Source organism: Mesorhizobium sp. M4B.F.Ca.ET.214.01.1.1 (assembly GCF_004791545.1).
Lineage (GTDB): Bacteria > Pseudomonadota > Alphaproteobacteria > Rhizobiales > Rhizobiaceae > Mesorhizobium > Mesorhizobium abyssinicae.
Map to the genome: position 1 here is coordinate 251474 of NZ_SRUX01000009.1, position 21927 is coordinate 273400.

Below are 21927 nucleotides of genomic sequence, written 5' to 3' on the forward strand. Positions count from 1 at the left end.
CAAAGGGCTCGGCTTTTCCCCTTTGTTAACCTGCTTTGCTGTAGTTTTGCGGGTGAAATTCCTCGCATCGACGCGCGGAATGCCAACGGGGTGTAGGCAGTCATGAGGTCAACGGCGGTCGACTACGCGCCGTCCCGCGCCGAAAGGCGTAACTTTCAGCGCGTCCGGGTCAAGATCTATGGGCGCTTCATGCTGGAGGACCGCACCGAGCACCCGTGCCAGGTGATCGACATGTCGCCGGGCAATGTGGCGCTGCGGACCGAGCGGGTCGGCATGCCGGGCGAGAAGGTCATCGCCTATATCGACCACATCGGCCGCGTCGAGGGCATCGTGACGCGCACCTCGCAGGACGGCTTCGCGATGACGGTCATCGCCTCGGACCGCAAGAAGGACAAGCTTGCAGCGCAGTTGACCTGGCTTGCCAACAAGCACGAGCTCGACCTGCCGGAAGACCGCCGCCACGAACGCGTCGCGCCGCGCAACCCGATGAGCGTGCTTCAGCTCACCGACGGGCGCCAGTACCAGTGCCGCATCATCGACCTGTCGCTCTCGGGCGCGGCGGTCGAGATCGACGTCAAGCCGGCGATCGGCGTCCAGATCATGCTGGGCACGATGCGCGGCCAGGTGGTGCGTCATTTCGAGGATGGCGTCGCCGTCGAATTCGCCGTCATCCAGCGGCCGGAAACACTGGATTCCGAATTCAACACGCCGCGCGCCTGACGAACGGCGCGCGACCAGAAACGGAACCGGCCCCATAGCGGCCGGTTTTTTGTTTCGCGCCTGCCCCGCACCCGCCTGAGCTCGTCAAGGAACAACGGCCGTTCGGCGAAATGCCGTGCTTAAGAAGGCCGTCAAAATTTTAGATCAAGCTAATTCAAATTTTATGCTTATTCTATTGGGGTTTTACTCAATGTCTACTTCGGGTTTTTGCGTCAAATAAATCCGACTGTGGGATGGTCTCCTCGAACGGGGAGACTAAGCAATGAAAAAGACGAGGGGCAAGCTATTGCTCATGGCAATAGCGATGCAGCTTTCCGCTTGGGGAACGGCATATGCGGGACCGGCCTTCATGCACACCGGCGGCCGCACCACGCAGCCGGTCGGCCATTATGAATTCTGCCAGAAGCTTTCGCAGGAATGCACCGAACGCACGCCGAAGCAGGCGCCGATCGAACTGACGCGCAAGCTGTGGGCAGCGATCGTCAACATCAACAATTCGGTCAACACCAGGATCACGCCGCGCACCGACATGGAAATGTGGGGCAAGGAAGAGGTCTGGTCCTACCCCGACAGCGGCTTTGGCGACTGCGAGGACTATGCGCTGGAAAAGCGCCGCGAGCTGATGGACATCGGCGTGCCTGCCGGCGCCCTGCTGATGACGGTGGCGCGCCAGCCGAATGGCGACGGCCACGCGGTGCTCACCGTGCGCACCAGCCTCGGCGAGTTCATCCTCGACAATCTGCAGCCCAAGGTGATGGCCTGGACCGACACCCCCTACACCTATCTCAAGCGCCAATCGACAGAGAATTCGGGCGTTTGGGTGACGATCAATGACGGCCGCGAGGACGCGGTCGCCAGCGTCCGCTAAGGCGCCAATGCATGCCGCCCCGTGGGGGAATTTGGGGCGACGGCATGCATGAACAAGTTAAGGGCGTCGCCCTCATGCGACGTGCTTAGGGAGAAAACCCGGTCGAGTCCCCACCCTCCCCGTCCCCAACGACCGGGTTTTAGGAGCCGGCCCTGTCCCCGGGCCGGCTCCGCCATTTCTGGCCAAGATAGTTTAGACCCCGGCAGGATGATACGGCTCAGTAGTCCGGATTTCTGTTTGCAGCCGCCTCTGCTACAACAGCAAGCAGCGCAAACCGGGGCCTGGTTGTGGTATCTCCGGCTAGAAATCGAGAGTTCGAGAATGCGCCAGCCGGGGGACGTGCTGCATGCCGACCGAAGCCCGATCGCCGCGCCTTGCGGTTCTCATCGACGCCGACAACGCTTCTGCCAAAATCGTCGATGGTCTGTTCGAAGAGATCGCGAAGATCGGCGAAGCCAGCGTCCGCCGCATCTACGGTGATTTCTCGAACGGCCGATCGAAAGGCTGGAACGAAGTAGTCTTGTCAAAGCACGCGATCATTCCGCAGCAGCAGTTTGCTTACACGCCCGGAAAGAACGCTTCCGACATCACGCTGGTGATCGACGCGATGGATCTGCTTCACAGCGGTCGCTTCGACGGCTTCTGCCTAGTCTCTTCCGACAGTGACTTCACGCGGCTTGCTGCGCGCATACGCGAACAAGGTGTCGATGTTTTCGGATTTGGAGAGCAGAAAACCCCCTTGAGTTTTCGGCAGGCATGTCGCCGTTTCGTCTATACCGAAAACCTTCTTCGCATTGTCGAGAATTCTCAGAATGCAGCACCAGTTACGAAGCCACTTCAGCCCCCGAGCGCTGCTACACCAATACTGAAGAAAGTCATCGCTCAAATGGACAGCGAGGATGGCTGGGTGCTCCTTGGCACTTTCGGCAAGCAGCTCTCAAATCTCTTTTCAGATTTCGACCCTCGCACCTACGGCTTCGGCAAACTGAGCGATCTGGTGAGAAAGACAGCCGCATTCGAGATTGAAAATCCCAAGGGCGGAGCCATGCGAATACGGGTCAAGCCTGCGACAAAGAAAGGGAAAAACAAATCCGAGTGAAGGTGCCATGCTGGAAATTCCTGAAGACCGTTGCGAACGCGCCAGGCTGTTCAAGGCCATAGACGATGCCTTCAAGGCCGGCGATTTCGATGCGCTCGGCATTGCCGTGGGCGGCTCGCCGCGCTGGTTCGACGAGCGCATGCCGTTCGAGCTTGGCCTCGGCCATCCGCTGGAGTATGCGATCTACTGGAGTCCCCTCGCCTTCATCCCGGCTTTGATCGAAGCGGGCTCGAATCCGAACTACGGCGGCCATGCCGGATTTCCCTCTATTATCGCGGCGCTGTCCACCGAGCGGACCGACAAGCACGACATCATCCGCGTGCTGATCGAGCGCGGCGCGGATCCCGACATGCGCGGCGTCAACGACTGGACTCCGCTGCATTATGCGGTGGCGATGCGCGATGCCGAGGCGATCCGCCTGCTTCTCGCGGCCGGCGCGGACCCGGCGCTCAGAACCCGCATCGACGACTATGCGACGGCGCTGGAGGAGGCCGACAATGCCGGCTTTGAAGCCGGCGCTTCGCTGCTGCGCGAGGCGCTGGGAAAGCCTGGCTCGAATCCTGGCCGGAAACGTTGAGAGATGCCAACGGCCGCCGCCGGTCGCGGCCTCAGACCTTCTTCAGCCCGGCCTTGAAGCGCTTGCCGTTGGCGACGTAGTGCGCGGCCGAGCCGCGCAGCCTGGCGACTGCGGCGTCATCGAGTTCCCTCACGACCCGCGCGGGCGAGCCGACGATCAGCGAATTGTCGGGAAACGCCTTGCCCTCGGTGACCAGCGCGCCGGCGCCGACCAGCGAGTTCTTGCCGATCCTTGCTCCGTTGAGCACGATGGCGCCCATGCCGATCAGGCTGTTGTCGCCAATTTTGCAGCCATGCAGCAGCGCGCGGTGACCGATCGTGCAGCCCTCGCCGATGGTCAGCGGAAAACCTGGATCGGTGTGCATCACCGTATGCTCCTGCACGTTGGTCCCGGCGCCGATGGTGATCGGCTCGTTGTCGCCGCGGATGACGACGCCGGACCAGAAGCCGGCATCGCGGCCGATGTTGATGTCGCCGATCAGCGTCGCGTCCGGCGCGATCCAGTTGCTGTCGGCATCCACGAAGCTGGGCGCTTTTCCGTCGATCGCATAGGTCGGCATTGTCCGTCTCCGAATCGTCTCACGCTGGAAAGTGAGCCGACCCTAGGAGACCGGTCGCCCAGGATGCAATGGCGAGCAGGACGACGCCCTGCGCCAGCGCCCAGGCAATCGCCGTGCACCCGCACGACATCAGCGCCAGCGTGGTGATGCGGCCCTGCCTGCGGGCATCCAAAGCGTCATTGGCGAGCATGAACGGCCCCGCGCATGCCGTCGCGGCCAGCGATCGCAGTATGTGCGAAGGCGACACATAGGGCTCGACGAAGGCAAGCCTGCGGCCGCTGGCCAGTTCCATCGCCGATCCCATCAGGCCGCCGGCGGTGAGGCCGACGGCGAAAGCAAAGAGCACGAGTTCCACACCACCCATCTTTACCTTCCGTTTACCATGACGTCGCACAGTCGCATCCGACAGGCGCGCTGCAAGAGCCATGCCGCGCAATGTGTGCCGCCCGGGGACATCCAGCGGATCGGCGACCGTAACGGGGATAGCGATGAAGCAGGCGGCAACCGCGAGTGGCCCGGAATTCGAGGTTGTCGATTCCACGCTTATGAAGCGGGTGTTCTATGCCTTCGCGGCGCTGGCGCTGCTTTCGGTGGCGATCAGCCTCGGCGGCAAATGGTTGGGGCGCTCGATCGCCATGGCCGGCTACACCGACGACACGACCATCCACGAGGTGGTGATCGGCAACAATGTCATTGCCGTCCCGGCCAATTTCATCCGCTTCGAGCAGGCGCGGCGCGACGGCATCGCCTCGCGCCTCGACCTCTATATGCGCTACCCCGAGATGGACGGCTACAGCACAGCCGCCCGCGACGACTTCAACCATACGGGCGCGCGCAAGAACGTCGTCTTCCTCTCCTTCGAGCAGCAGATGATGTCGCGCGACATGAGCGGCCGCTTCGCCCCGATCTACAGCGCGCTGATCGTCCAGCCCGGCACGCCGGGACCCGGCGGCACGACGCTTTATGGCTTCACCGAGAAATCAGGCTATCTCAACGAGGTGCTCGCGGTGGCCGGCCGTCCGGGCAAGGATCCGTTCGTTGCCCGCTGCCTGAGCGGACCGAGCGCGGAGGAATCGCTGGCGCCTTGCGAGCGCGACCTCCAGGTCGGCGATGGCCTCAGCCTCACCTATCGCTTTCCCAGGGAATTTCTCGGCAACTGGCAGGCGCTGGACGCGGCGATCGCGGCGGCGGCCGCGCATGTCCTGAAGACAGGACGATAGGGCAAGTGACCACTACAAGATAAGAAGCGTTGACCGGGCTGCGCTGACGCAGGCCCGGCCAGCAGAGGGCTCAGCCCAGGTCGATGTCGAGAATCGCCATCGAGAAATTGTAGTCGCCATCGTCCTCGTCCTTGAAGACGATGCCGAGGAATTCGTCGCCGACATAGACTTCGGCCGAATCTTCCTTGCGCGGGCGTGCCTTCACCTGGAGCTTGGGATTCTGGAAGACGCGCTTGAAATAGGCGTCCAGCTTTCTGATTTCGTCCGGCTTCAACAGTCTTCTCCGATCGTCGGGCTTGCTGGGTTGAACGCGCTTCTGGCACGTCGACAATGGCGATGTAAAGGCAAGCCGGCGGCAGAACCGAAAGCGCCTCCGCATCTGCGGCCGGTTTCAGCCGCGCGGGCGGGCGCCCCGGCCTCAGATATCGAAGCTGACGACGTGGTCCATCGTTTGCGAGGGCAGGAGCTGGTCCATCTGCCTGGAAGGCTGGTCGCAACCGGTCTCGCCGACGACGCGCGCCGGCACGCCGGCGACCGTCTTGTTGTGCGGCACCGGCGACAGCACGACCGATCCGGCCGCGATCTTCGAGCAATGGCCGACTTCGATGTTGCCGAGGATCTTGGCGCCGGCGCCGATCAGCACGCCGCGGCGGATCTTCGGATGGCGATCGCCACCGGCCTTGCCGGTGCCGCCGAGCGTCACGCCATGCAGAATCGAGACATCGTCCTCGATCACCGCCGTCTCACCGACGACAAGGCCGGTGGCGTGGTCGACGAAAATGCCCTTGCCGATGCGGGCGGCCGGATTGATGTCGGTCTGGAACACCGAGGAGGACCGGCTCTGCAGGTAGAGCGCGAAATCCCGCCGGCCCTGGTTCCACAACCAGTGCGCCAGCCTGTGCGTCTGGATGGCGTGGAAGCCCTTGAAATAGAGCACCGGCATGATGAAGCGGTCGCAGGCCGGATCGCGGTCGTAATAGGCCTGGATGTCGACGCGCACCGTGGCGCTCCAATCCGGATTGTCGGCAAGCATGGCGTTGAAGGTCTGACGGATCAGGTCGGAACCGACATCCTGATGGTCGAGGCGCTCGGCGAGGCGGTGGATCACCGCTTCCTCCAGGCTTTCCTGGTTGAGGATGGTCGCATAGAGGAACGCCGCGAGCAGCGGGTCGCGGTTGACCGCTTCCATCGCCTCGTCGCGGATCGAGCGCCAGATCGGATCGACCGGCTGCACAATGCTGGGGCGGGCAATCGTAATGCTGTTCATCGACGGTCTCCGGCCTGCCGGCTCCTTACCGGCCGCACATATAGGCCAGATCATAGCACGGGGGAACTCTATTTTCCTTAGTGCTTTGTCAAATGGATTTGGTTCATCGGAAATCAAGCGGCCATGGAAAACGAACCCTTGCGGCCATACAAGGCTCGACTTGCGTCGCCTCGGCTCCCGGCGTCAAATGTCGGAAGGGTGAAGCAGCATGGAAAACGAAGCCTTGATCGACGAAGCGCTGAGAAACGAGCTCTCATCGCTCTATCGGGCACCGGACCGCCACTACCACGGCCTTGCCCATATCGAGGCGATGCTGGCGCTGGCTGGCGAGTACAAAGCCCTGCTCCACGATCCCGTAGCGGTGGACGCAGCGATCTGGTTCCACGACGCCATCTATGACAGCCAGGCCAAGGACAACGAGGCGAAGAGTGCCGCTCTTGCAGAGCAAAAACTCGCCGGCCGCACCGACGCCGTGCGCCTCGGCCGCATCGCCGCGATGATCCTCGCCACCGCGACGCACGAATTGCCAAGCTCGGGCGATGCGGACTTCATCCGCGACACAGCGCTCTTGCTCGACATGGACCTGGCAATCCTTGGCGCGGCGCCCGGTACTTTCGACACCTATGAGCAGGCGGTACGCCAGGAGTATCAATGGGTCGAGGAGTCGATGTGGCGCGCCGGCCGCGGCGCGGTGCTGAAGAGTTTCCTCGCACGCCCGCATATCTTCCACACCGATGAATTCCGGCAACGGTTCGAGCCCCAGGCCAGACAAAACCTGGCGCGATCGCTGCAAGCGCTCGGAGGTGTTAGCTAATCCGGGAACGTCTCCATGCGCTCGGCATACGGCCTGAAGCCTGCGCGTCTGTAGACGGGCTGCGCATTGGGATGGTCATAGGTGTCGGTGTGCAGCCAGAGCCGTTCGGGCCGATATGACCAGATCGCGCGAAGCGACCGGTCGAGCAGGAACGGCCCGAGCCCGCGGCCCTGGAAGGCGGGCACGAGCCCGAAATGGGTGAGTTCGACGACGGACTGGCCAACGCTGTTGAACTCGCACAGGCCTGCCGCCTCGCCGTCGACGCGCAGGACATGGACATGCGTCGCCGGACTGGCGAGCAGCCGTTCGAGGTCCGCCGCTTTCATGCGCAGCCGCTGATCCCACTGCACGGCTTCGCCGACGGCGCGGTAGAGGCCGACATAGCCGGCGATATCGAGCGTTTCGCGCTCCGCCACCGCGCCCGCGACCGGAGCGGAAGAAGCCGCGCCGGACGGCGGCTCGGTCATCTCCATATAGGTGACGAGAAGGTCGACCATGGTCCTGACAGATGCGGTATCAGAGCGGGTTTTCGGCGTAAAACTCCAGCACCCGCTGCTTGAAGCTCTTGTCGCCGACTGCCAGCATGTGGTCGCGGCCCTCGATGTGGAACGCCCGGGCGTTCGGCATCAGCGCCGCCAGTTCGTCCGGTGAGCCGCCGATGTCGTCCTTGGTGCCGACAGCGACCAAGGTCGGCTGCGCGATCCGCGCCATATCGTCTTCGCCAAGCAACTCGCGCGAGGTGGCGATGCAGGCGGCAAGCGCCCGGCGATCGCTGCGCGTCTGGTCGGCGAAGGCGCGAAACGAGCGGCCGCGCGGATGCGTCGTCGTTGCCGGGTCCTCGGCAAGCAGCGCTTCGGCGATCGGATCCCAGTCGCCGACGCCGTCGACCATGCCGATGCCGAGGCCGCCGAACACCAGCGTCGCCACCTTGTCCGGATCGGACAGCGCCAGGAACGCCGAGATGCGCGCGCCCATCGAATAGCCCATCACATGGGCGCGTTCGATGCCGAGATGGTCTAGCAGGGCGGCGCCGTCGGAAGCCATTTTCGCCGGCGTGTAGTCGGCCTCGTTGTAACTTTTCGACGACGAGCCGTGGCCGCGATTGTCGAAGGCAATCGCCCGGTAGCCGGCATCGTTCAGCGTCTTGAACCAGCCTGGCGACACCCAGTTGACATGGTGGCTGGAGGCAAAGCCGTGGATCATCAGCACCGGATCGCCGTGGCCCGATGCCGGCTGGCGATCGAGATAGGCGAGGTCGAAACCGTCATGCGAAAAATACTGCATCGGCAAAGGTCCGGATTGTTCAGTTGGGATCGACGCTCGGCGCATCGCCCTTGTCAGGCGCCGGCTTGGCCGGCCCCGACGCCGAGCCGATGGCCGGATGGCGCAACAGGTCGCCGTCCGCGATACCGTCCTTGGCGGCCGTGCCTGCCTTGAGCTCGAGCACGAAGCGCACCGGTTCGCCGGGCGAGATGATCGCCTCGGACTGCGGCTCGCCTTTCAAGATTGCCCGGATCCTGCCGTCCTGGCCGACGAAGATCAGGTCGAGCGGCATCGGCGTGTTCTTCATCCAGAAAGTCAGGTCCCTGGACTCCTCGAACACGAACAGCATGCCGTGATCGTCGGCCATATGCTGGCGGAACATCAGGCCCGCCTCGCGCTCGTCGGGCGTGTCGGCGATCTCGATCGAAAAGGAACGCTCGCCCGATTTCGTCACCGCCACCAGCGGCGTCGGGTCGACCGGCAGGATCATGGCCTGGCCGTCCGCCGAAGTCGGCCGCTGCGAATAGAAATAGGCGCCCGCCGCGACGACGATAGCCATCGCGATGCAGATCGCGCCTGCCGTCAGCCAGTTCCTGTGAAGCATGTAAAATCCTGAGCCGGGACGTCGTCCCAAGGTGTGTTGAGATTCAGGTCGGGCCGAGTCCGGAATGGTGGTTTCCGAGAGCCGGAGCGGAGCGTACTTCAGTTGCGTCAGCGCCGGAAGCACGGGAAGCCGCCATTTGCAGGCCGGCATCACCTGAATATCAACACAGCTTAGTGCGAGACCGGCAAGGTGCCCATATCGGGATGAATTTCGGCAGCCATAAGGCCTTTGTCGCCGCGGCCGAAGCGAACCAGCACGACCTGGCCGGGCCTGAGCTCGGTAATGCCGTAGCGGCGCAACGTCTCCATGTGGACAAAAATGTCCTCGGTGCCCTCGCCCCGGGTCAGGAAGCCGAATCCCTTGGTGCGGTTGAACCACTTCACCAGCGCCCGCTCAAGCCCGCTCTCCGGCGTCACGGTGACGTGGGTGCGCTGTTCCTGCATCTCAGCCGGATGGACCGCCGTGCTGGCATCCATGGAAAGAACGCGGAAGGCCTGCAGGCCGCGATCGCCCTGCTTGACCAGGCAAACGACGCGCGCGCCTTCCAGCGCGGTCTGGAACCCGTCCTTTCGAAGGCACGTCACATGGAGGAGAATATCACCGGAGACACCATCGTCCGGAAGAATGAAACCGTAGCCCTTGGCTACGTCGAACCATTTGATTGCGCCGGCGATTTCGACAAGGTCGGCGCCTTCGCCGCCGCTGTCACGCTTCAAGGCGCCCTCAAGGCTTCCGTCCCGCCCCGTAAAAGAGGCCTTTTCCCCCATAAGAATGCCCCCTTTTTTCAACACAACCGCAACTGATTCTTGACATCAGATTAACACTGCGGCTTCCGGTCTGTGCAAGACCTGACGTGCCTTTTTTCACTGTTGAGCAGTGGAATACCTCATTTGTTGTTTGCCGGCATGTCCGCAGCCGGGTGACGATGTCCTAAAATCGGACGCTGCCGCCGCTCCGGCTCTGCTTGACCATCGGATTGCCCTCTTGCCCCCGGCGCCACGGCGATTGCCCTTTGGCCGGGTGGCCCCTATGTTCCGCCGCGACGCAACGCCCCGGAGAAAGATCCCATGCGCTATCTGCACACCATGGTCCGCATCGCCGACATCGATGCTTCGCTCGACTTCTACTGCAACAAGCTCGGCCTGAAGGAAGTGCGCCGCTACGAGAACGAGCAGGGGCGCTACACGCTGATCTTCCTCGCCGCGTCCGAAGACGAACAAAGCGGCGTCACGGAAAAGGCGCCGCTGGTCGAATTGACCTACAATTGGGACCCCGAAGACTACAAGGGCGGCCGCAATTTCGGGCATCTCGCCTACGAGGTCGACGACATCTACGCCACCTGCCAAAATCTGATGGACAAGGGCGTCACCATCAACCGGCCGCCACGGGACGGCAACATGGCCTTCATCCGCTCGCCGGACGGCATTTCGATCGAGCTGCTGCAGAAGGGTCCGGCCAAGGCCAAGGCCGAGCCCTGGGCCTCGATGGCGAACACCGGCAGTTGGTAGGCCGGCAACGCCGATGTGATCGGTCGCCTATGGCGTTTTGCGAGACGGCGCCTATCTATGCAGTCATGGCGCCAGCCTCGCGAGGCTGGCGTTTTTCTTGACCCATCGGAGAACCATCCATGCCGACCAGCCGCGCCGATGTCGCCACCGAACATGCCAGCCGCTACCTGCAACAGCTCTGCAAGCACTGGGCGCACAAATTTCCGGTCGAGTTCGACCCGCACCACGGCGCCATCGATCTGACGTCGCTGGGACGCACCGTCATGGAGGCCGATGCCAAGGCGCTTCACATCGCCGTGGCAGCCGACGACGCCACCTCGCTCGAGCGGCTGGAAACGGTCGTCGCCGACCACATCAAGCGCTTTGCCTTCCGCGAGGAGCTGACCTTCGACTGGCAGAAGGCCGCCTGAGTCGAGGCATCAGGCACCCGCCTTGGTCGCCATCTCCAGCAGCGCCTGCACCGAGCGCCAGTTGCGCGCGGTGCCCGGCACTTTCAGGGTGCGTGGAACGAGATTGGCGAACACCGATTTGCCAAGCCCCTCCGGCGCGTGCAGGTAAAGCACGTCGCGTTTGACTTCGAAGCTTTCCGGGCCGGTGCATTTTTCGGCGAGCCGGGCGATCTCCTCCGCAGTGGGTTCGCGCTCCAGCGCATAGGCATGCAGCTTGGTCGGCTCGCCGGCAACCTCCGGATAGGGGTTTTCCTCCACCAGCCGCTCGAGCCAGCCGGCATCGCGCACCATGATGCGCGAATGGAACCCCCAATTCTTCTCGAAGGCGGCTTCCAATTTGTCGGTCAAGCTGGCCGCACCGCCCTTCCTTGAACGGAACACGACATTGCCGCTCTGCACGTAGCTGGCCACATCGGAAAAGCCGAGGTCCTCGAAGAAGCTCCGCAACTCCGCCATCCTGACGATGCGGTTGCCGCCGACATTGATGCCGGAAAACAGCGCGACGAAAACCGTCCCTTTTCCGCTCATATGATGAACCCGGCCAGCGTCTCGTTGTCCGTGATGTCTTGGTACTGCACGCCCTCGGCGTCGAAATTCGCTTTCAGCAGGTCGAAGTTGCGGCGGTCCTTGGTTTCGATGCCGATCAGCACCGAGCCGAAATTGCGCGCCGATTTCTTCAGATATTCGAAGCGGGCGATGTCGTCGTCCGGCCCCAGCATTTCGAGGAAATCGCGCAACGCGCCCGGCCGCTGCGGAAAGCGGATGATGAAGTATTTCTTCAGCCCCTCGAAGCGCAGCGCCCGCTCCTTGACGTCGGGGAGCCGCTCGAAATCGAAATTGCCGCCCGAAACCACGGCGACGATGGTCTTGCCCCTGATCTCCTTGCGGGAAAAATCCTTGAGCGCATCGATCGCCAGGGCGCCTGCCGGCTCGAGCACCACGCCTTCGACGTTGAGCATCTCGATCATCGTCGCGCAGAGCCGGTTCTCCGGGATCAGCCGCACCGCTTCGGCGGCAAATTCCCTCAGATGCCGCAGCGGCTCGCGGCCGATCTCGGCGACCGCGGCCCCGTCGACGAAGTTGTCTACCTTGGAGAGCTTGATCCGTTTGCCCGAGGACAGGCTCTCGCTGAGGCTCGGCGCGCCTGCCGGCTCGCAGAAGACAAAACGCGCTTCGCGATGCTGGTCGGCGAAGTAATGGGTGACGCCCGCCGCGAGCCCGCCGCCGCCGACCGGCAGCATGACGATGTCGGGCATGCGCGCGCCAGGCATCTGGTCGGCGATCTCAAAGGCGACCGTCGCCTGCCCCTCGATGATGTCCCTGTGGTCGAAGGGCGGCACCATATGCGCGCCGGCGCTCTCCGCGAATTCGAAGGCGGCGCGATAGCAGTCGTCGAAGAAATCGCCGACCAGCCTGATCTCGACGAAGTCGCCGCCGAACAGCCGCGTCTTGTCGATCTTCTGCTGCGGCGTCGTCACCGGCATGAACACGACGCCCTTTTTGCCGAAATGGCGGCAGACAAAGGCAAACCCCTGCGCATGGTTGCCGGCGGAAGCGCAAACGAACAGCTCTGCCGCATTGCCGGCGGCCAGCGCCTTGCGAAAGAAGTTGAAGGCGCCGCGGATCTTGTAGGAGCGCACCGGCGTCAGATCCTCGCGCTTCAGCAACACCCGGGCGCCGGTCTTCTTCGACAGATAGTCGTTTTCCTGAAGCGGCGTCTCCGGGAAGATCTGGCGGATGGCGGCGGCGGCCGTGGCAACGCGAGAAGAAAAACTGTTCATGGCAAATCGTCCCGAAGCGTGCTGGGCGGTTAATGTAAGCCTATTGCACATCCGGCCCCGCAAGGCCATTGTCCGCCTGCCATCAGCCTCGCCGCGGGGCATTCCCGGTATCGTTGCAAGCACTTGGAGGCGTTTGTTCATGCCTGTTGCGTCGGTCGCCCTGAAAACCGTGTCGCTGCCGGAATTCGGCGAGCCGACCCTGATGCCGCTCATTCCTCGCGCCACCTACGAGGCGCGCATCGAAGCCTTGCTGGCGCGCGGCGCGAAGGCCGGCCTCGATGGCTTCGTCGTCTATGGCGACCGCGAGCATGCCGCCAATGTCGCCTACCTTTGCGGCTACGACCCCCGCTTCGAGGAAACGCTGCTGGTCATCGTTGCCGGCAAGCAAGCAAAGCTGCTGGTCGGCAATGAGGGCTGGGGCTATGCCGAGCTCTGCGACGGACCCTATGAGCGCATCCTCTGCCAGACCTTTTCGCTGCCGGCGCAGCCGCGCGATCGTTCCGATACGCTGCCTGACATCCTTGCGGCCAGCGGGCTAAAGCCCGGACACCGGATCGGCGCCATCGGCTGGAAGCCGTTCGGCGCCGGCGATGCCGGCTTTGGGCGCAGGACGCTCGACCTGCCGTCCTTCATCGCCGACACGCTGCGCGCGTTGGCCGGCGACAGGGGCGCGGTCGAGAACGCGGCCGATCTCCTGATCAACCCGGCTGACGGCTTGCGGGCGATCAACGAGGCCGATCAGCTCGCAGCCTTCGAATTCGCCGCGACCTTTTCCTCGCAAGGCCTGCGCAACGTACTCCAGGGCATCGAACCCGGCATGACGGAGCTGCAGGCGGCGCGGCTGATGGGTATCAACGGCCTGCCGCAATGCTGCCACCCGATGCTGTCGGCCGGCAAGCGCGCGCCCTACGGGCTGCCGAGCCCCCGCCTCGACATCATCCAGCGCGGCGATCCGATCACCATGGCCTATGGCATCCAGGGTTCGCTCAACGCCCGCGCCGGCTTCCTGGTCGAGAGCGCCGCCGAGCTGCCGGAACGCATCAGCGACTACATCGAAAAGCTGGTCGCGCCATATTTTTCCGCTGCCGTCGACTGGTACGAGACCATAGGCATCGGTGTCGCCGGCGGCGCGCTGTGGAAAGCGGTGCATCAGCGCATCGGCGACCCATTCTTCGGCGTCTCGCTCAATCCCGGCCATCTCATCCATATCGACGAATGGATGCATTCGCCGGTGTTTTCCGGCTCCGCGATCGAACTCAAGTCCGGCATGGCGCTGCAGGTCGACATCATCCCGGCAACCGGCAGCGCTTATTTCACTACCAATATCGAGGACGGCATCGCGCTTGCCGACGAGCCGCTGCGCGAGGAGATCGCCGCCCGCTATCCGGACGCCTGGCGCCGCATCGAGGCTCGCCGCGCCTTCATGGGCGATGTGCTCGGCATTCGGCTCAAGCCCGAAGTGCTGCCCTTCTCCAACATCCCGGCCTTCCTTCCGCCGTTCTGGCTTTCGCGCAACACTGCGATGGCCGTCGCCGGGCGCTGACGAGATTTTAGCTGGACGCGACTTACTTCCGCCGCACTTCGCCTGCTGGGGAGATGTCGCGGAGGGTGGACGGCCCTTTTTGGGCTCGAATGGAATTTTGACGTGCGTTTGAAGACGATTTGCATTCTTGCGCTTGCCCTGCTGGTGGCAGGCTGTGGCGGCCGCAAAACCGAGGAACTGCTCGGCAGCGCCGTGATGTCTACGCCGGTGACGGAAATCGCCGGCAACCATTCGATCTTTATCGCCACGACGCGCAAGCGCTCCGACGACCCCAACAAGGTCTTCGACGGCGAGCGCTCGGCGACACTGAACTACGCCCGCGTCAACGTCACGGTTCCGGGCATCCACCAGCCCGGGCAGATCGAGCGGCGCTCACGCGGCAAGTCGGACGACCCGGCGAAATATTTCATGGCCTCCGAGGTCGTCGGCTACGACACGCAGCCGAAATTCTCCAGCGCGCTCAGCGCCGACATCGCCGCGCGCGGTGGCCGCGTCATGCTCTTCGTCCATGGCTACAACACCGGCTTCGACGACGCCGTCTATCGGCTGACGCAGATTGCGCATGACTCCGGCTATCCAGGCACCCCGGTGCTGTTTTCCTGGGCGTCCGGCGCCAAGACCACCGACTATGTCTACGACAAGGAAAGCGCCAGCGCCGCTCGCGACCAGCTGGAGGTGACGCTGCGCATGCTTGCCCAGACCGGCGCGCGGCGCATCGACATCGTCGCCCATTCGATGGGAACCTGGGTGACCATGGAGGCGCTGCGCCAGCTCGCCATCACCGGCGACCGCGATCTCGGCGGCAGGCTCGGCGACGTGGTTCTGGCCTCGCCCGATATCGACGTCGACGTGTTCAAGAGCCAGATGCGCCGCTACGGCAAGCCGGACAAGCCTTTCATCCTGCTTCTGTCCGACGATGACCGGGCGCTGCGGCTTTCCGGCCTGATCGCCGGCTCGCGGCCACGCGTCGGCGACTACAAGGACGCGGCCGACCTCGCCACCTATGGCGTCAGCGTCGTCGACCTCTCCAGCGTCAAGGGATCGGACAGGTTCAACCACACCAAATTCGCCGACAATCCCGAACTGGTGAAGATGATCGGCCAGCGGCTGCGCGAGGATGACGGCTTCGCCAGCGACCAGACGGTGACCGACCGCATCAGCCAGCTCGGGCAGTAGCTGATGGTGCCGCCCGGCCGGCGCGGTTGCCGGCCGCGCCCACTTTGAACTGGACCGGACCGGCCGTGGGCTTTATCGGATTGGTCTGAGGCGTTATGATTTTCGCCCCTTGAGGGATCCCGGGTGATCGTGCGTTCGAAGACTGTCATAGTCCTTGCCTTCGCGCTCGCCGCCACGGGCTGCGCCGGCCGGAACACGCATGACCTGCTCAACAAGACGACGGTTGCGGTGCCGGCCTCCGACATCGCCGCGACGCACGAGATCTTCGTCGCAACCACCCGCCAGCAGGCGACGAAGGACAAGCGGCAGGTGTTCGACGGAGACCGCTCGCTGACCACCAGCTACGCCCGCGTCGACGTCACCGTTCCCAAGGTGCATCAGGTCGGCGCCATCGAACGCGCCAAGGGTTCGGCCGACAGCAACCCGGCCAAGCAGTTCACCGCCACCGAGGTCGTCCACTATGGGGACCAGCAGCAATTCGCCAAGGCCGTCGGCTCCAACATCGCCATAAGCGGCGACCGCGCCCTGGTCTTCGTGCACGGCTTCAACAACGGCTTCGACGATGGCGTCTTCCGGCTGACCCAGATCGCGCACGACACGAAATATCCAGGCACGCCGGTGCTGTTCTCCTGGGCGTCGAGCGGCAAGACGACCGGCTATATCTACGACAAGGACAGCTCCACAGCCGCGCGTGACGACCTCGAGGCGACGCTGCGGATGCTGGCCAAGACTCACGTCAAGAGCATCGACATCATTGCCCATTCGATGGGGACCTGGCTGACGATGGAGGCGCTGCGCCAGCTCGCCATCACCGGCGACCGCGATCTCGGCGGCAAGATCGGCTATGTCATCCTGGCCTCGCCGGACATCGATGTCGACGTCTTCAAGAAGCAGATGATCCGCTACGGCAAGCCGGACAAGCCTTTCGCGATCCTGCTCTCGGGGGACGACCGGGCGCTGAAGCTGTCTTCCCTCATTTCCGGCGACAAGCCTCGAGTCGGGGACTACGGCAATGCGGCCGACCTTGCCAGCTATGGCGTGGTCGTGGCGGACCTGACCAACACCAAGGGCGGCGACCGCCTGAACCATGCCAAGTTCGCGGATAATCCGATGCTGGTGCAATTGCTCGGCGACCGGCTGCGCACACCAGCCGCCCTGCGCTCGACCGAACCTGACTCGGCCGAGTTCGACAATATCGGCCAAGGCATTGGAAAGGCCGTCGGCTCGGTCGCCGAGGTGGTCATCACCACCCCGTTCAAGGTGCTGACCATCGCCACCGGCGGCTGATCGATGGGCCCGCCACACGGTTTCAGATAAAAAGATCGACCTTCTGGAACGTCGTCACGTCGATCAGTCCGACATCGGAAATCCTGAGCTCGGGAATGACCACCAGCGCCAGCAGCGAGTGCTGCATGTACGCGTTGTTCAGCGAGCAACCGACCTTGCGCATGGCTTCCGTCAGTTGCTCGGCCTTGGCCGCGACTGTCTCGGCGCGCTCGTCTGACATCAGCCCGGCGATCGGCATCTCGACCAGCGCCAGTTCCTTGCCCTTGGAGAACAGGACCACACCACCGCCGACCTCACCCAGCCGGTTGACGGCCAGCGCCATGTCCTGCTTGTTGGTGCCGACGACGATGATGTGATGCGCGTCATGCGCCACGCTGGACGCCATCGCGCAGTCCGCCATGTAGCCGAAGCCGGAGACGAAGGCATTGGTGACGCCGCCGGTGCCCCTGTGCCGCTCGACCAGCGCGATCTGGCAGACGTCGTTGCGCCGGTCCATGCCGACAAGCCCGTCCTCGACCGGCAGGTCGGCCTCCAGTGCTCGCGTCGGCGCCTGGTTCTCGATCACGCCGATGACGCGTACGCGCGCCTCGTTGGCCCCCTTCGGCGCGGCCACGTCGAAATCCTTCGCCTTGAGCTTCTTGCCAAGCTTGACCGTGTTCTTGGCCGTCTTCGGATAGTCATAGGCCGGGATGTCGATGTCGAGCTTGCCGCCCTTGGCCAGCCTGACGCCGCGAGCATAGACCTCGTCGATGGTCATCGCCGCCAGATCCGAGACGATCAGCAGGTCGGCAAGCCGTCCCGGCGCGATCGAGCCGATCTCGCGCTCCAGCCCGAAATGCTGGGCGGTGTTCAGCGTCGCCATCTGGATCGCCGTCACCGGCTTCAGGCCCTGGCTGATCGCGTGCCGCACCACTCGGTCCATATGGCCTTCATGCACCAGCGTGCCGGAATGGCTGTCGTCGGTGCACAGGATGAAGTTGCGCGGATCGAGCCCGCTCTCCGTCACCGCCTTGATCTGCGAAGCGACGTCGTACCAGGCCGAGCCGAGCCTCAGCATCGCCTTCATGCCCTGGCGCACCCGCGCGATCGCATCTTCCGCGCGTGTGCCCTCGTGGTCGTCCTGCGGACCGCCGGCGACATAGCCGTGGAACGGCAGGCCGAGGTCGCGCGAGGCATAGTGCCCGCCGACCGTCTTGCCGGCCCTGACCGTGGCGGCGATCTCGCCCGACATCACCGGGTCGTTGGCGGCGACGCCCGGGAAATTCATCACTTCGCCGAGCCCGATGATGTTTTCCCAGCTCATCGCCTCGGCGACATCGGCGACCGTCAGCTCGGCGCCGGCATGTTCCAGCCCCGGCGCCGACGGCACGCAGGATGGCATCTGCACGTGCACGTTGATCGGCATGGCGACTGCCTCGTCATGCATCAGCCGCACGCCGGCCAGGCCCAGCACATTGGCGATCTCGTGCGGGTCGATGAACATCGAGGTGGTGCCATGCGGGATCACCGCGCGGCAGAACTCGGTCACCGTCACCATGCCGCTCTCGACATGCATGTGCCCGTCGCAAAGGCCGGGCACCAGATAGCGCCCGCCGGCATCGACGACCTTGGTGCCCTGCCCGATGGCGTGGCCGGCATTCGGCCCGCAATAGGCGAAGCGCCCGCCGGCAATCGCAATGTCGGTGCCGGCGATGATCTCACCCGAATGGACGTTCACCCAGCGGCCGTTGCGGATGACAAGGTCGGCCGGCTTGCGGCCCATCGCGACATCGACCAGGTGCGTCGCCATCTCGGTCCACACACGGGGTTTTGCGGGCCTGGCGGCCTTCGTTTTCGGCATTGGCGATTCCTTGGCTGTGGCCAGTCTCGCAAATGTCGGCGGGTGCCGCCAGAGCCGTCGGCCGGCATCCGGTCGGCAGGCCACGCTTGTTGACTAACCCGGTTAAAAGGCGATGCTGACCGCGGACCGAACCGTAAGAGGGAAACATGACCCGTCTCTGGAAAGCGATCGCAGTCGTCGTCTTGTTGATAGCGTCAACCGCTCTTGCCGCAGCCGAGGAACGTTGGCAGACATTGCCGGAGCCGGTGGCCATGCCCAAACCCGAGCAGAGCGGCTATGCGCCGGTCAACGGCATCCAGATGTACTACGCCGTTTTCGGTGCGGGTGACCCGGTTCTGCTCATCCATGGCGGCCTCGGCCACGCCGACATCTGGGCGAGCCAGGTGGCGACGCTTTCCAAAACGCACAAGGTCATTGTCGCCGACAGCCGCGGCCATGGCCGCTCCACCCGCACGGAGCAGCCCTATGGCTACGACCTGATGGCGTCGGACTATCTGGCGCTGCTCGACTACTTGAGGATCGACAAGACCGCGCTTGTCGGCTGGAGCGATGGCGGCATTATCGGTATCGACATCGCACTGCATCATCCGGAACGGCTGACAAGGCTCTTTGCGCAGGCCGCCAATGTCACCACCGATGGCGTCGATCCCGGCGTGATGACCAACAAGACCTTTGCCGCCTACATCGAGCGCTCTGGCCGGGACTACAAGAAGATGTCGAAGACACCGGACCAGTATGACGCCTTCGTGGCGCAGATCAGCCATATGTGGGAGAGCGAGCCGGCGTGGACCAAGGAACAACTCGGCAAGATTACCACGCCGACGGCGATCGTCGCCGGCGACCATGACGAGGCGATCAAACGCGAGCACACCGAATACATGGCCTCGGTCATTCCTGGTGCGAAGCTGATCATCTTGCCCAACGCCAGCCATTTCGCCATGCTGCAGGCGCCGGACGAATACAGCAAGGCGGCGCTGGATTTCATCGACGCCAAATAGCCAGGAAGCTGGAATGCTCGTCGGTCGCTGACGATCATTCGGATTGGCGGAAAATGGCAGAGACGATCAGGTTCGCAATCTTCGCAGTGTCGGCCGGCCTTGCCGGACTGGCATTCTTTACCTTGCATTCGTTCTGGACATGGGGCGTGCCGATCCTGATCTTCATCGCCGGCTCGGTGCTGTCCGAGTTCGCCTTCAACCGTCTGGCACCGCCTCTCGAGAAGCAGCGCGACCTGGAGGATCGGGTGCGCAACCCGCCGGCGTAAACCGTTGTTGAATGAAGCCAATTCCGTTTTGCGGCGAATAAGGCTAGGTTGTACCAGGGAGTCTTTCGAAACCGCCAGTTCGGAGAGCTCGATGCGTCGATTGGCGCTCGCCAGTGCCGGTTTACTTGCGCTGCTGTCCGGGTCGGCCCAGGCGGCGGACGTGGGCGCCGATCTGCCAATGACGGCCCCGGGCTTCGACTGGACCGGCTATTATGCCGGCCTGCAGGCCGGCTATGGCTGGGGCCGCGCCGACATGGGCTCGAGCGGCGGCGCGCCGTTTTCCGCCTCGCCCGACCTCGATGGCGGTTTCATCGGCGGCCACGTCGCCGGCCTCTGGCAATTCGACCAGGCGGTGCTCGGCGCCGTAGCCGATCTCAACTATTCCTCGGTCGACGGCGCGGCGGACCTCGGCCTCGGAGATTCCGCCGGCGCCGAGCTGAAATGGTTCGGCTCCGTCGATGCCAAGGCCGGCTATGCCATGGACCGCGTGCTGGTCTACGGCATTGGCGGCATCGCCTTCGCCGGCATCGAAGCGTCACGCAATGGCGTTGCCGACACGCGCACGGAAGTTGGCTGGACGCTCGGCGCCGGCGTCGACTATGCCCTGACGGATAAATTCGTGGTTGGCGCCCAATACCGCTACTTCGATTTCCGTTCGGAGCACTTCGATATCCCGGACGACCGCGATCAGGACGTCAAGCTTCACACCCTGGGGGTGAACCTGAGCTACAAATTCTGACCGCGAGATAGCCCGCCAGGACGCGAAACCTCCCCGTTGCTCAGGGACTTCGATTTCGACGGAAATGGGGTGGCCGGCGCCCGCAGGGGGCGGGGAATGGGTGGGGCCTGAAAGACGCCGGCCTGCGCGGATCAAGTCCGCCGCCAGATAAACTTAGCGACGCGAGCGAAAAGCGTAATTCCGTGATCGCACCAGGGCAATCCGGAGCGCCTTTTTCGATCCCGAACTGACCGAGAGGCCGGGCCGGGATCGTGCTGGAGGCACGACGGGCTCAGGGTAGCGGGATTGGCTTGTCACTGAGTGTGCGCAAGTAGGCGATCAGGTTGACCCGTTCAGTCTCGTCCGGAACACCAGGCATCTCCATGTAAACGCCTGGGGTAGTGACCATGGGCTCAAGCAGATATTTGTTCAGGTCCTCGTACGTCCACACGCCTTCCCAGCCCAGCAAAGTCTCGGAATAACGCATTTTCGTCATGGAGGCCTTGTCGCGGCCGACGACGCTCCACAAGTTCGGCCCCGTCTTGGTCCCTCCCTGTGGCTCGACATTGTGGCAACCGGCACACAGGTGGGTGAAGGAGGTTTGGCCTTTCTCAATATCGGCAGTGGCCAACTTCATCGAGATCGGGGATGGCGTTGCAAGACGACGCCGTGCGCCATGAGATAGTCAGCGATTTCGCGCAGCCCTTTGAATCTTGCCAGATGGATCGGTGTCTTGCCGTCCTTTGTCTTCGCATTCACGTCCGCGCCGGCCTCGACCAGTGCCTTCACGCAATCGAGGCAACCGAGATTGACCGCGATGTGGATCGCGTTTTCGCGGCTGCGTTTCGAATTTGGATTTGCGCCTCCGTCCAGCAACAGTTTGATCAAGTCGATCCTGCGTTTAGCCAAAGCCGGCATCAGGGCAGGACCCAAAACCGGTGTCGGGGCGGCGTTGACGTCGGCACCGCGATCCAGGAGCAGTTTGGCCGCCGCGAAATGCCCACCCTTGACCGCAAGATAGAGTGGTGTCGCCTTCCCATCGCTCTCATCGACGCCGGCACCTGCGTCGAGCGCTGCCGTGATCCCCGCCACGTCGCCCTTCGTGGCGGCGTCGTGGATAGCGGCGGCATGCGTTACAATCGGTATGTGCAAAAGCACCAATGGAAGCAAAAGCAAAACGTGGCGCATTCGCTACCCCCTTGTGACAAACCGGAGGACTAGGCACGCTTTGAGAAGGGCAGAGTTTAGTGCGAATGCCTAATCGCGACAAGGTTACTTAAGCGACTTCTAACGGACGAAATCGGGACTTTCGCGAGTGACGGGAGAGGGCTCGCAACTGAAAGCTGATTTTCGAGAAGCGTTAGCCCAAA

Annotated in this window: 27 protein-coding genes; 14 read left to right on the forward strand and 13 right to left on the reverse strand. The window is 63.5% G+C overall.

Annotated elements, in window-relative coordinates; translation table 11 throughout:
- The first annotated feature begins 102 nt into the window (after positions 1-102).
- The 4 genes from EN857_RS19670 (at position 103) to EN857_RS19685 (ending at position 3264) form a co-directional block, all read left to right on the forward strand.
- The gene (locus tag EN857_RS19670) at positions 103-720 is read left to right on the forward strand and encodes a PilZ domain-containing protein (protein ID WP_127286334.1); all 618 of its coding nucleotides are present in this window, start codon (positions 103-105) and stop codon (positions 718-720) included.
- Between the two features lie 262 nt (positions 721-982).
- Positions 983-1588: a transglutaminase-like cysteine peptidase gene (locus EN857_RS19675; RefSeq protein WP_135858401.1), complete on the forward strand. Its 606-nt coding sequence runs from the start codon at positions 983-985 to the stop codon at positions 1586-1588.
- A 346-nt stretch (positions 1589-1934) separates the two neighbouring features.
- A complete protein-coding gene (locus tag EN857_RS19680; RefSeq protein ID WP_127391513.1) occupies positions 1935-2687 on the forward strand; it encodes an NYN domain-containing protein in 753 nt (250 codons plus the stop codon).
- Between the two features lie 7 nt (positions 2688-2694).
- Positions 2695-3264 carry an ankyrin repeat domain-containing protein gene (locus EN857_RS19685; RefSeq protein WP_127391514.1) on the forward strand — a complete coding sequence of 190 codons (570 nt, stop codon included), beginning with the start codon at positions 2695-2697 and terminating at the stop codon, positions 3262-3264.
- 31 nt (positions 3265-3295) lie between these two features.
- On the opposite strand, the gene EN857_RS19690 is transcribed toward EN857_RS19685, so the two are convergent.
- Together EN857_RS19690 and EN857_RS19695 are read right to left on the reverse strand one after the other, a co-directional pair.
- On the reverse strand, positions 3296-3823 hold the full coding sequence (locus EN857_RS19690) for a gamma carbonic anhydrase family protein (protein WP_127391515.1): 528 nt from the start codon (positions 3821-3823) through the stop codon (positions 3296-3298).
- Between the two features lie 19 nt (positions 3824-3842).
- Positions 3843-4187 (reverse strand): hypothetical protein, encoded by a 345-nt coding sequence (locus tag EN857_RS19695; RefSeq protein WP_127391516.1) that lies wholly within the window; start codon positions 4185-4187, stop codon positions 3843-3845.
- A gap of 124 nt (positions 4188-4311) precedes the next feature.
- On the opposite strand from EN857_RS19695, the gene EN857_RS19700 reads away from it, so the two are divergent.
- Positions 4312-5043, forward strand: coding sequence for a hypothetical protein (locus tag EN857_RS19700; RefSeq protein ID WP_127285830.1), 732 nt, complete (start codon positions 4312-4314; stop codon positions 5041-5043).
- A 70-nt stretch (positions 5044-5113) separates the two neighbouring features.
- Here EN857_RS19700 and EN857_RS19705 read toward each other — a convergent pair whose 3' ends face one another.
- On the reverse strand, positions 5114-5317 hold the full coding sequence (locus EN857_RS19705) for a DUF3126 family protein (protein WP_042644432.1): 204 nt from the start codon (positions 5315-5317) through the stop codon (positions 5114-5116).
- A gap of 144 nt (positions 5318-5461) precedes the next feature.
- The gene (cysE, locus tag EN857_RS19710) at positions 5462-6310 is read right to left on the reverse strand and encodes a serine O-acetyltransferase (protein WP_127285831.1); all 849 of its coding nucleotides are present in this window, start codon (positions 6308-6310) and stop codon (positions 5462-5464) included.
- A 208-nt stretch (positions 6311-6518) separates the two neighbouring features.
- Between cysE and EN857_RS19715 the strand changes: the two genes are divergently transcribed.
- Entirely contained in the window at positions 6519-7124 is a 606-nt protein-coding gene (locus EN857_RS19715) for a hypothetical protein (RefSeq protein ID WP_127391518.1), read from the forward strand.
- Here the strand turns inward: EN857_RS19715 and EN857_RS19720 are convergent.
- From EN857_RS19720 to EN857_RS19735, 4 genes are all read right to left on the reverse strand, one after another.
- On the reverse strand, positions 7121-7621 hold the full coding sequence (locus EN857_RS19720) for a GNAT family N-acetyltransferase (RefSeq protein ID WP_127391519.1): 501 nt from the start codon (positions 7619-7621) through the stop codon (positions 7121-7123). The genes EN857_RS19715 and EN857_RS19720 overlap by 4 nt on opposite strands.
- A gap of 19 nt (positions 7622-7640) precedes the next feature.
- Positions 7641-8408 carry an alpha/beta hydrolase gene (locus EN857_RS19725; RefSeq protein WP_127391520.1) on the reverse strand — a complete coding sequence of 256 codons (768 nt, stop codon included), beginning with the start codon at positions 8406-8408 and terminating at the stop codon, positions 7641-7643.
- 19 nt (positions 8409-8427) lie between these two features.
- Positions 8428-8991 (reverse strand): DUF192 domain-containing protein, encoded by a 564-nt coding sequence (locus EN857_RS19730; RefSeq protein ID WP_127391521.1) that lies wholly within the window; start codon positions 8989-8991, stop codon positions 8428-8430.
- A 170-nt stretch (positions 8992-9161) separates the two neighbouring features.
- On the reverse strand, positions 9162-9758 hold the full coding sequence (locus tag EN857_RS19735) for a cold-shock protein (protein WP_127285837.1): 597 nt from the start codon (positions 9756-9758) through the stop codon (positions 9162-9164).
- 300 nt (positions 9759-10058) lie between these two features.
- Between EN857_RS19735 and gloA the strand changes: the two genes are divergently transcribed.
- Together gloA and EN857_RS19745 are read left to right on the forward strand one after the other, a co-directional pair.
- A complete protein-coding gene (gene gloA / locus EN857_RS19740) occupies positions 10059-10499 on the forward strand; it encodes a lactoylglutathione lyase (protein ID WP_127285838.1) in 441 nt (146 codons plus the stop codon).
- 119 nt (positions 10500-10618) lie between these two features.
- Entirely contained in the window at positions 10619-10909 is a 291-nt protein-coding gene (locus EN857_RS19745) for a DUF2218 domain-containing protein (RefSeq protein WP_126054341.1), read from the forward strand.
- Between the two features lie 9 nt (positions 10910-10918).
- Here the strand turns inward: EN857_RS19745 and EN857_RS19750 are convergent, their stop codons facing one another.
- Both EN857_RS19750 and ilvA read right to left on the reverse strand, forming a co-directional pair.
- The gene (locus EN857_RS19750) at positions 10919-11476 is read right to left on the reverse strand and encodes a DUF1697 domain-containing protein (protein ID WP_127391522.1); all 558 of its coding nucleotides are present in this window, start codon (positions 11474-11476) and stop codon (positions 10919-10921) included.
- The gene (gene ilvA, locus EN857_RS19755) at positions 11473-12729 is read right to left on the reverse strand and encodes a threonine ammonia-lyase IlvA (RefSeq protein WP_127391523.1); all 1257 of its coding nucleotides are present in this window, start codon (positions 12727-12729) and stop codon (positions 11473-11475) included. Before ilvA ends, EN857_RS19750 begins: the two co-directional genes overlap by 4 nt.
- A 139-nt stretch (positions 12730-12868) precedes the next feature.
- Between ilvA and EN857_RS19760 the strand changes: the two genes are divergently transcribed.
- From EN857_RS19760 to EN857_RS19770, 3 genes are all read left to right on the forward strand, one after another.
- Positions 12869-14272, forward strand: coding sequence for an aminopeptidase P family N-terminal domain-containing protein (locus EN857_RS19760; protein ID WP_127391524.1), 1404 nt, complete (start codon positions 12869-12871; stop codon positions 14270-14272).
- 102 nt (positions 14273-14374) lie between these two features.
- Positions 14375-15448: an alpha/beta hydrolase gene (locus tag EN857_RS19765; protein ID WP_127391525.1), complete on the forward strand. Its 1074-nt coding sequence runs from the start codon at positions 14375-14377 to the stop codon at positions 15446-15448.
- A gap of 123 nt (positions 15449-15571) precedes the next feature.
- A complete protein-coding gene (locus EN857_RS19770) occupies positions 15572-16735 on the forward strand; it encodes an alpha/beta hydrolase (protein WP_127391526.1) in 1164 nt (387 codons plus the stop codon).
- Between the two features lie 22 nt (positions 16736-16757).
- On the opposite strand, the gene ade is transcribed toward EN857_RS19770, so the two are convergent.
- Positions 16758-18575, reverse strand: a complete 1818-nt coding sequence (gene ade, locus EN857_RS19775; protein ID WP_127391527.1) for an adenine deaminase — start codon at positions 18573-18575, stop codon at positions 16758-16760.
- A gap of 146 nt (positions 18576-18721) precedes the next feature.
- On the opposite strand from ade, the gene EN857_RS19780 reads away from it, so the two are divergent.
- From EN857_RS19780 to EN857_RS19790, 3 genes are all read left to right on the forward strand, one after another.
- Positions 18722-19573, forward strand: coding sequence for an alpha/beta hydrolase (locus EN857_RS19780; protein ID WP_127391528.1), 852 nt, complete (start codon positions 18722-18724; stop codon positions 19571-19573).
- A gap of 53 nt (positions 19574-19626) precedes the next feature.
- Positions 19627-19839 carry a hypothetical protein gene (locus tag EN857_RS19785; protein ID WP_127391529.1) on the forward strand — a complete coding sequence of 71 codons (213 nt, stop codon included), beginning with the start codon at positions 19627-19629 and terminating at the stop codon, positions 19837-19839.
- A 91-nt stretch (positions 19840-19930) separates the two neighbouring features.
- Positions 19931-20578, forward strand: a complete 648-nt coding sequence (locus EN857_RS19790; protein ID WP_128346764.1) for an outer membrane protein — start codon at positions 19931-19933, stop codon at positions 20576-20578.
- A gap of 271 nt (positions 20579-20849) precedes the next feature.
- Here the strand turns inward: EN857_RS19790 and EN857_RS35805 are convergent, their stop codons facing one another.
- Both EN857_RS35805 and EN857_RS35810 read right to left on the reverse strand, forming a co-directional pair.
- On the reverse strand, positions 20850-21188 hold the full coding sequence (locus EN857_RS35805) for a c-type cytochrome (RefSeq protein WP_245511283.1): 339 nt from the start codon (positions 21186-21188) through the stop codon (positions 20850-20852).
- Positions 21189-21190: 2 nt separating this feature from the next.
- The gene (locus tag EN857_RS35810) at positions 21191-21745 is read right to left on the reverse strand and encodes an ankyrin repeat domain-containing protein (protein WP_245511282.1); all 555 of its coding nucleotides are present in this window, start codon (positions 21743-21745) and stop codon (positions 21191-21193) included.
- Positions 21746-21927 lie beyond the last annotated feature (182 nt).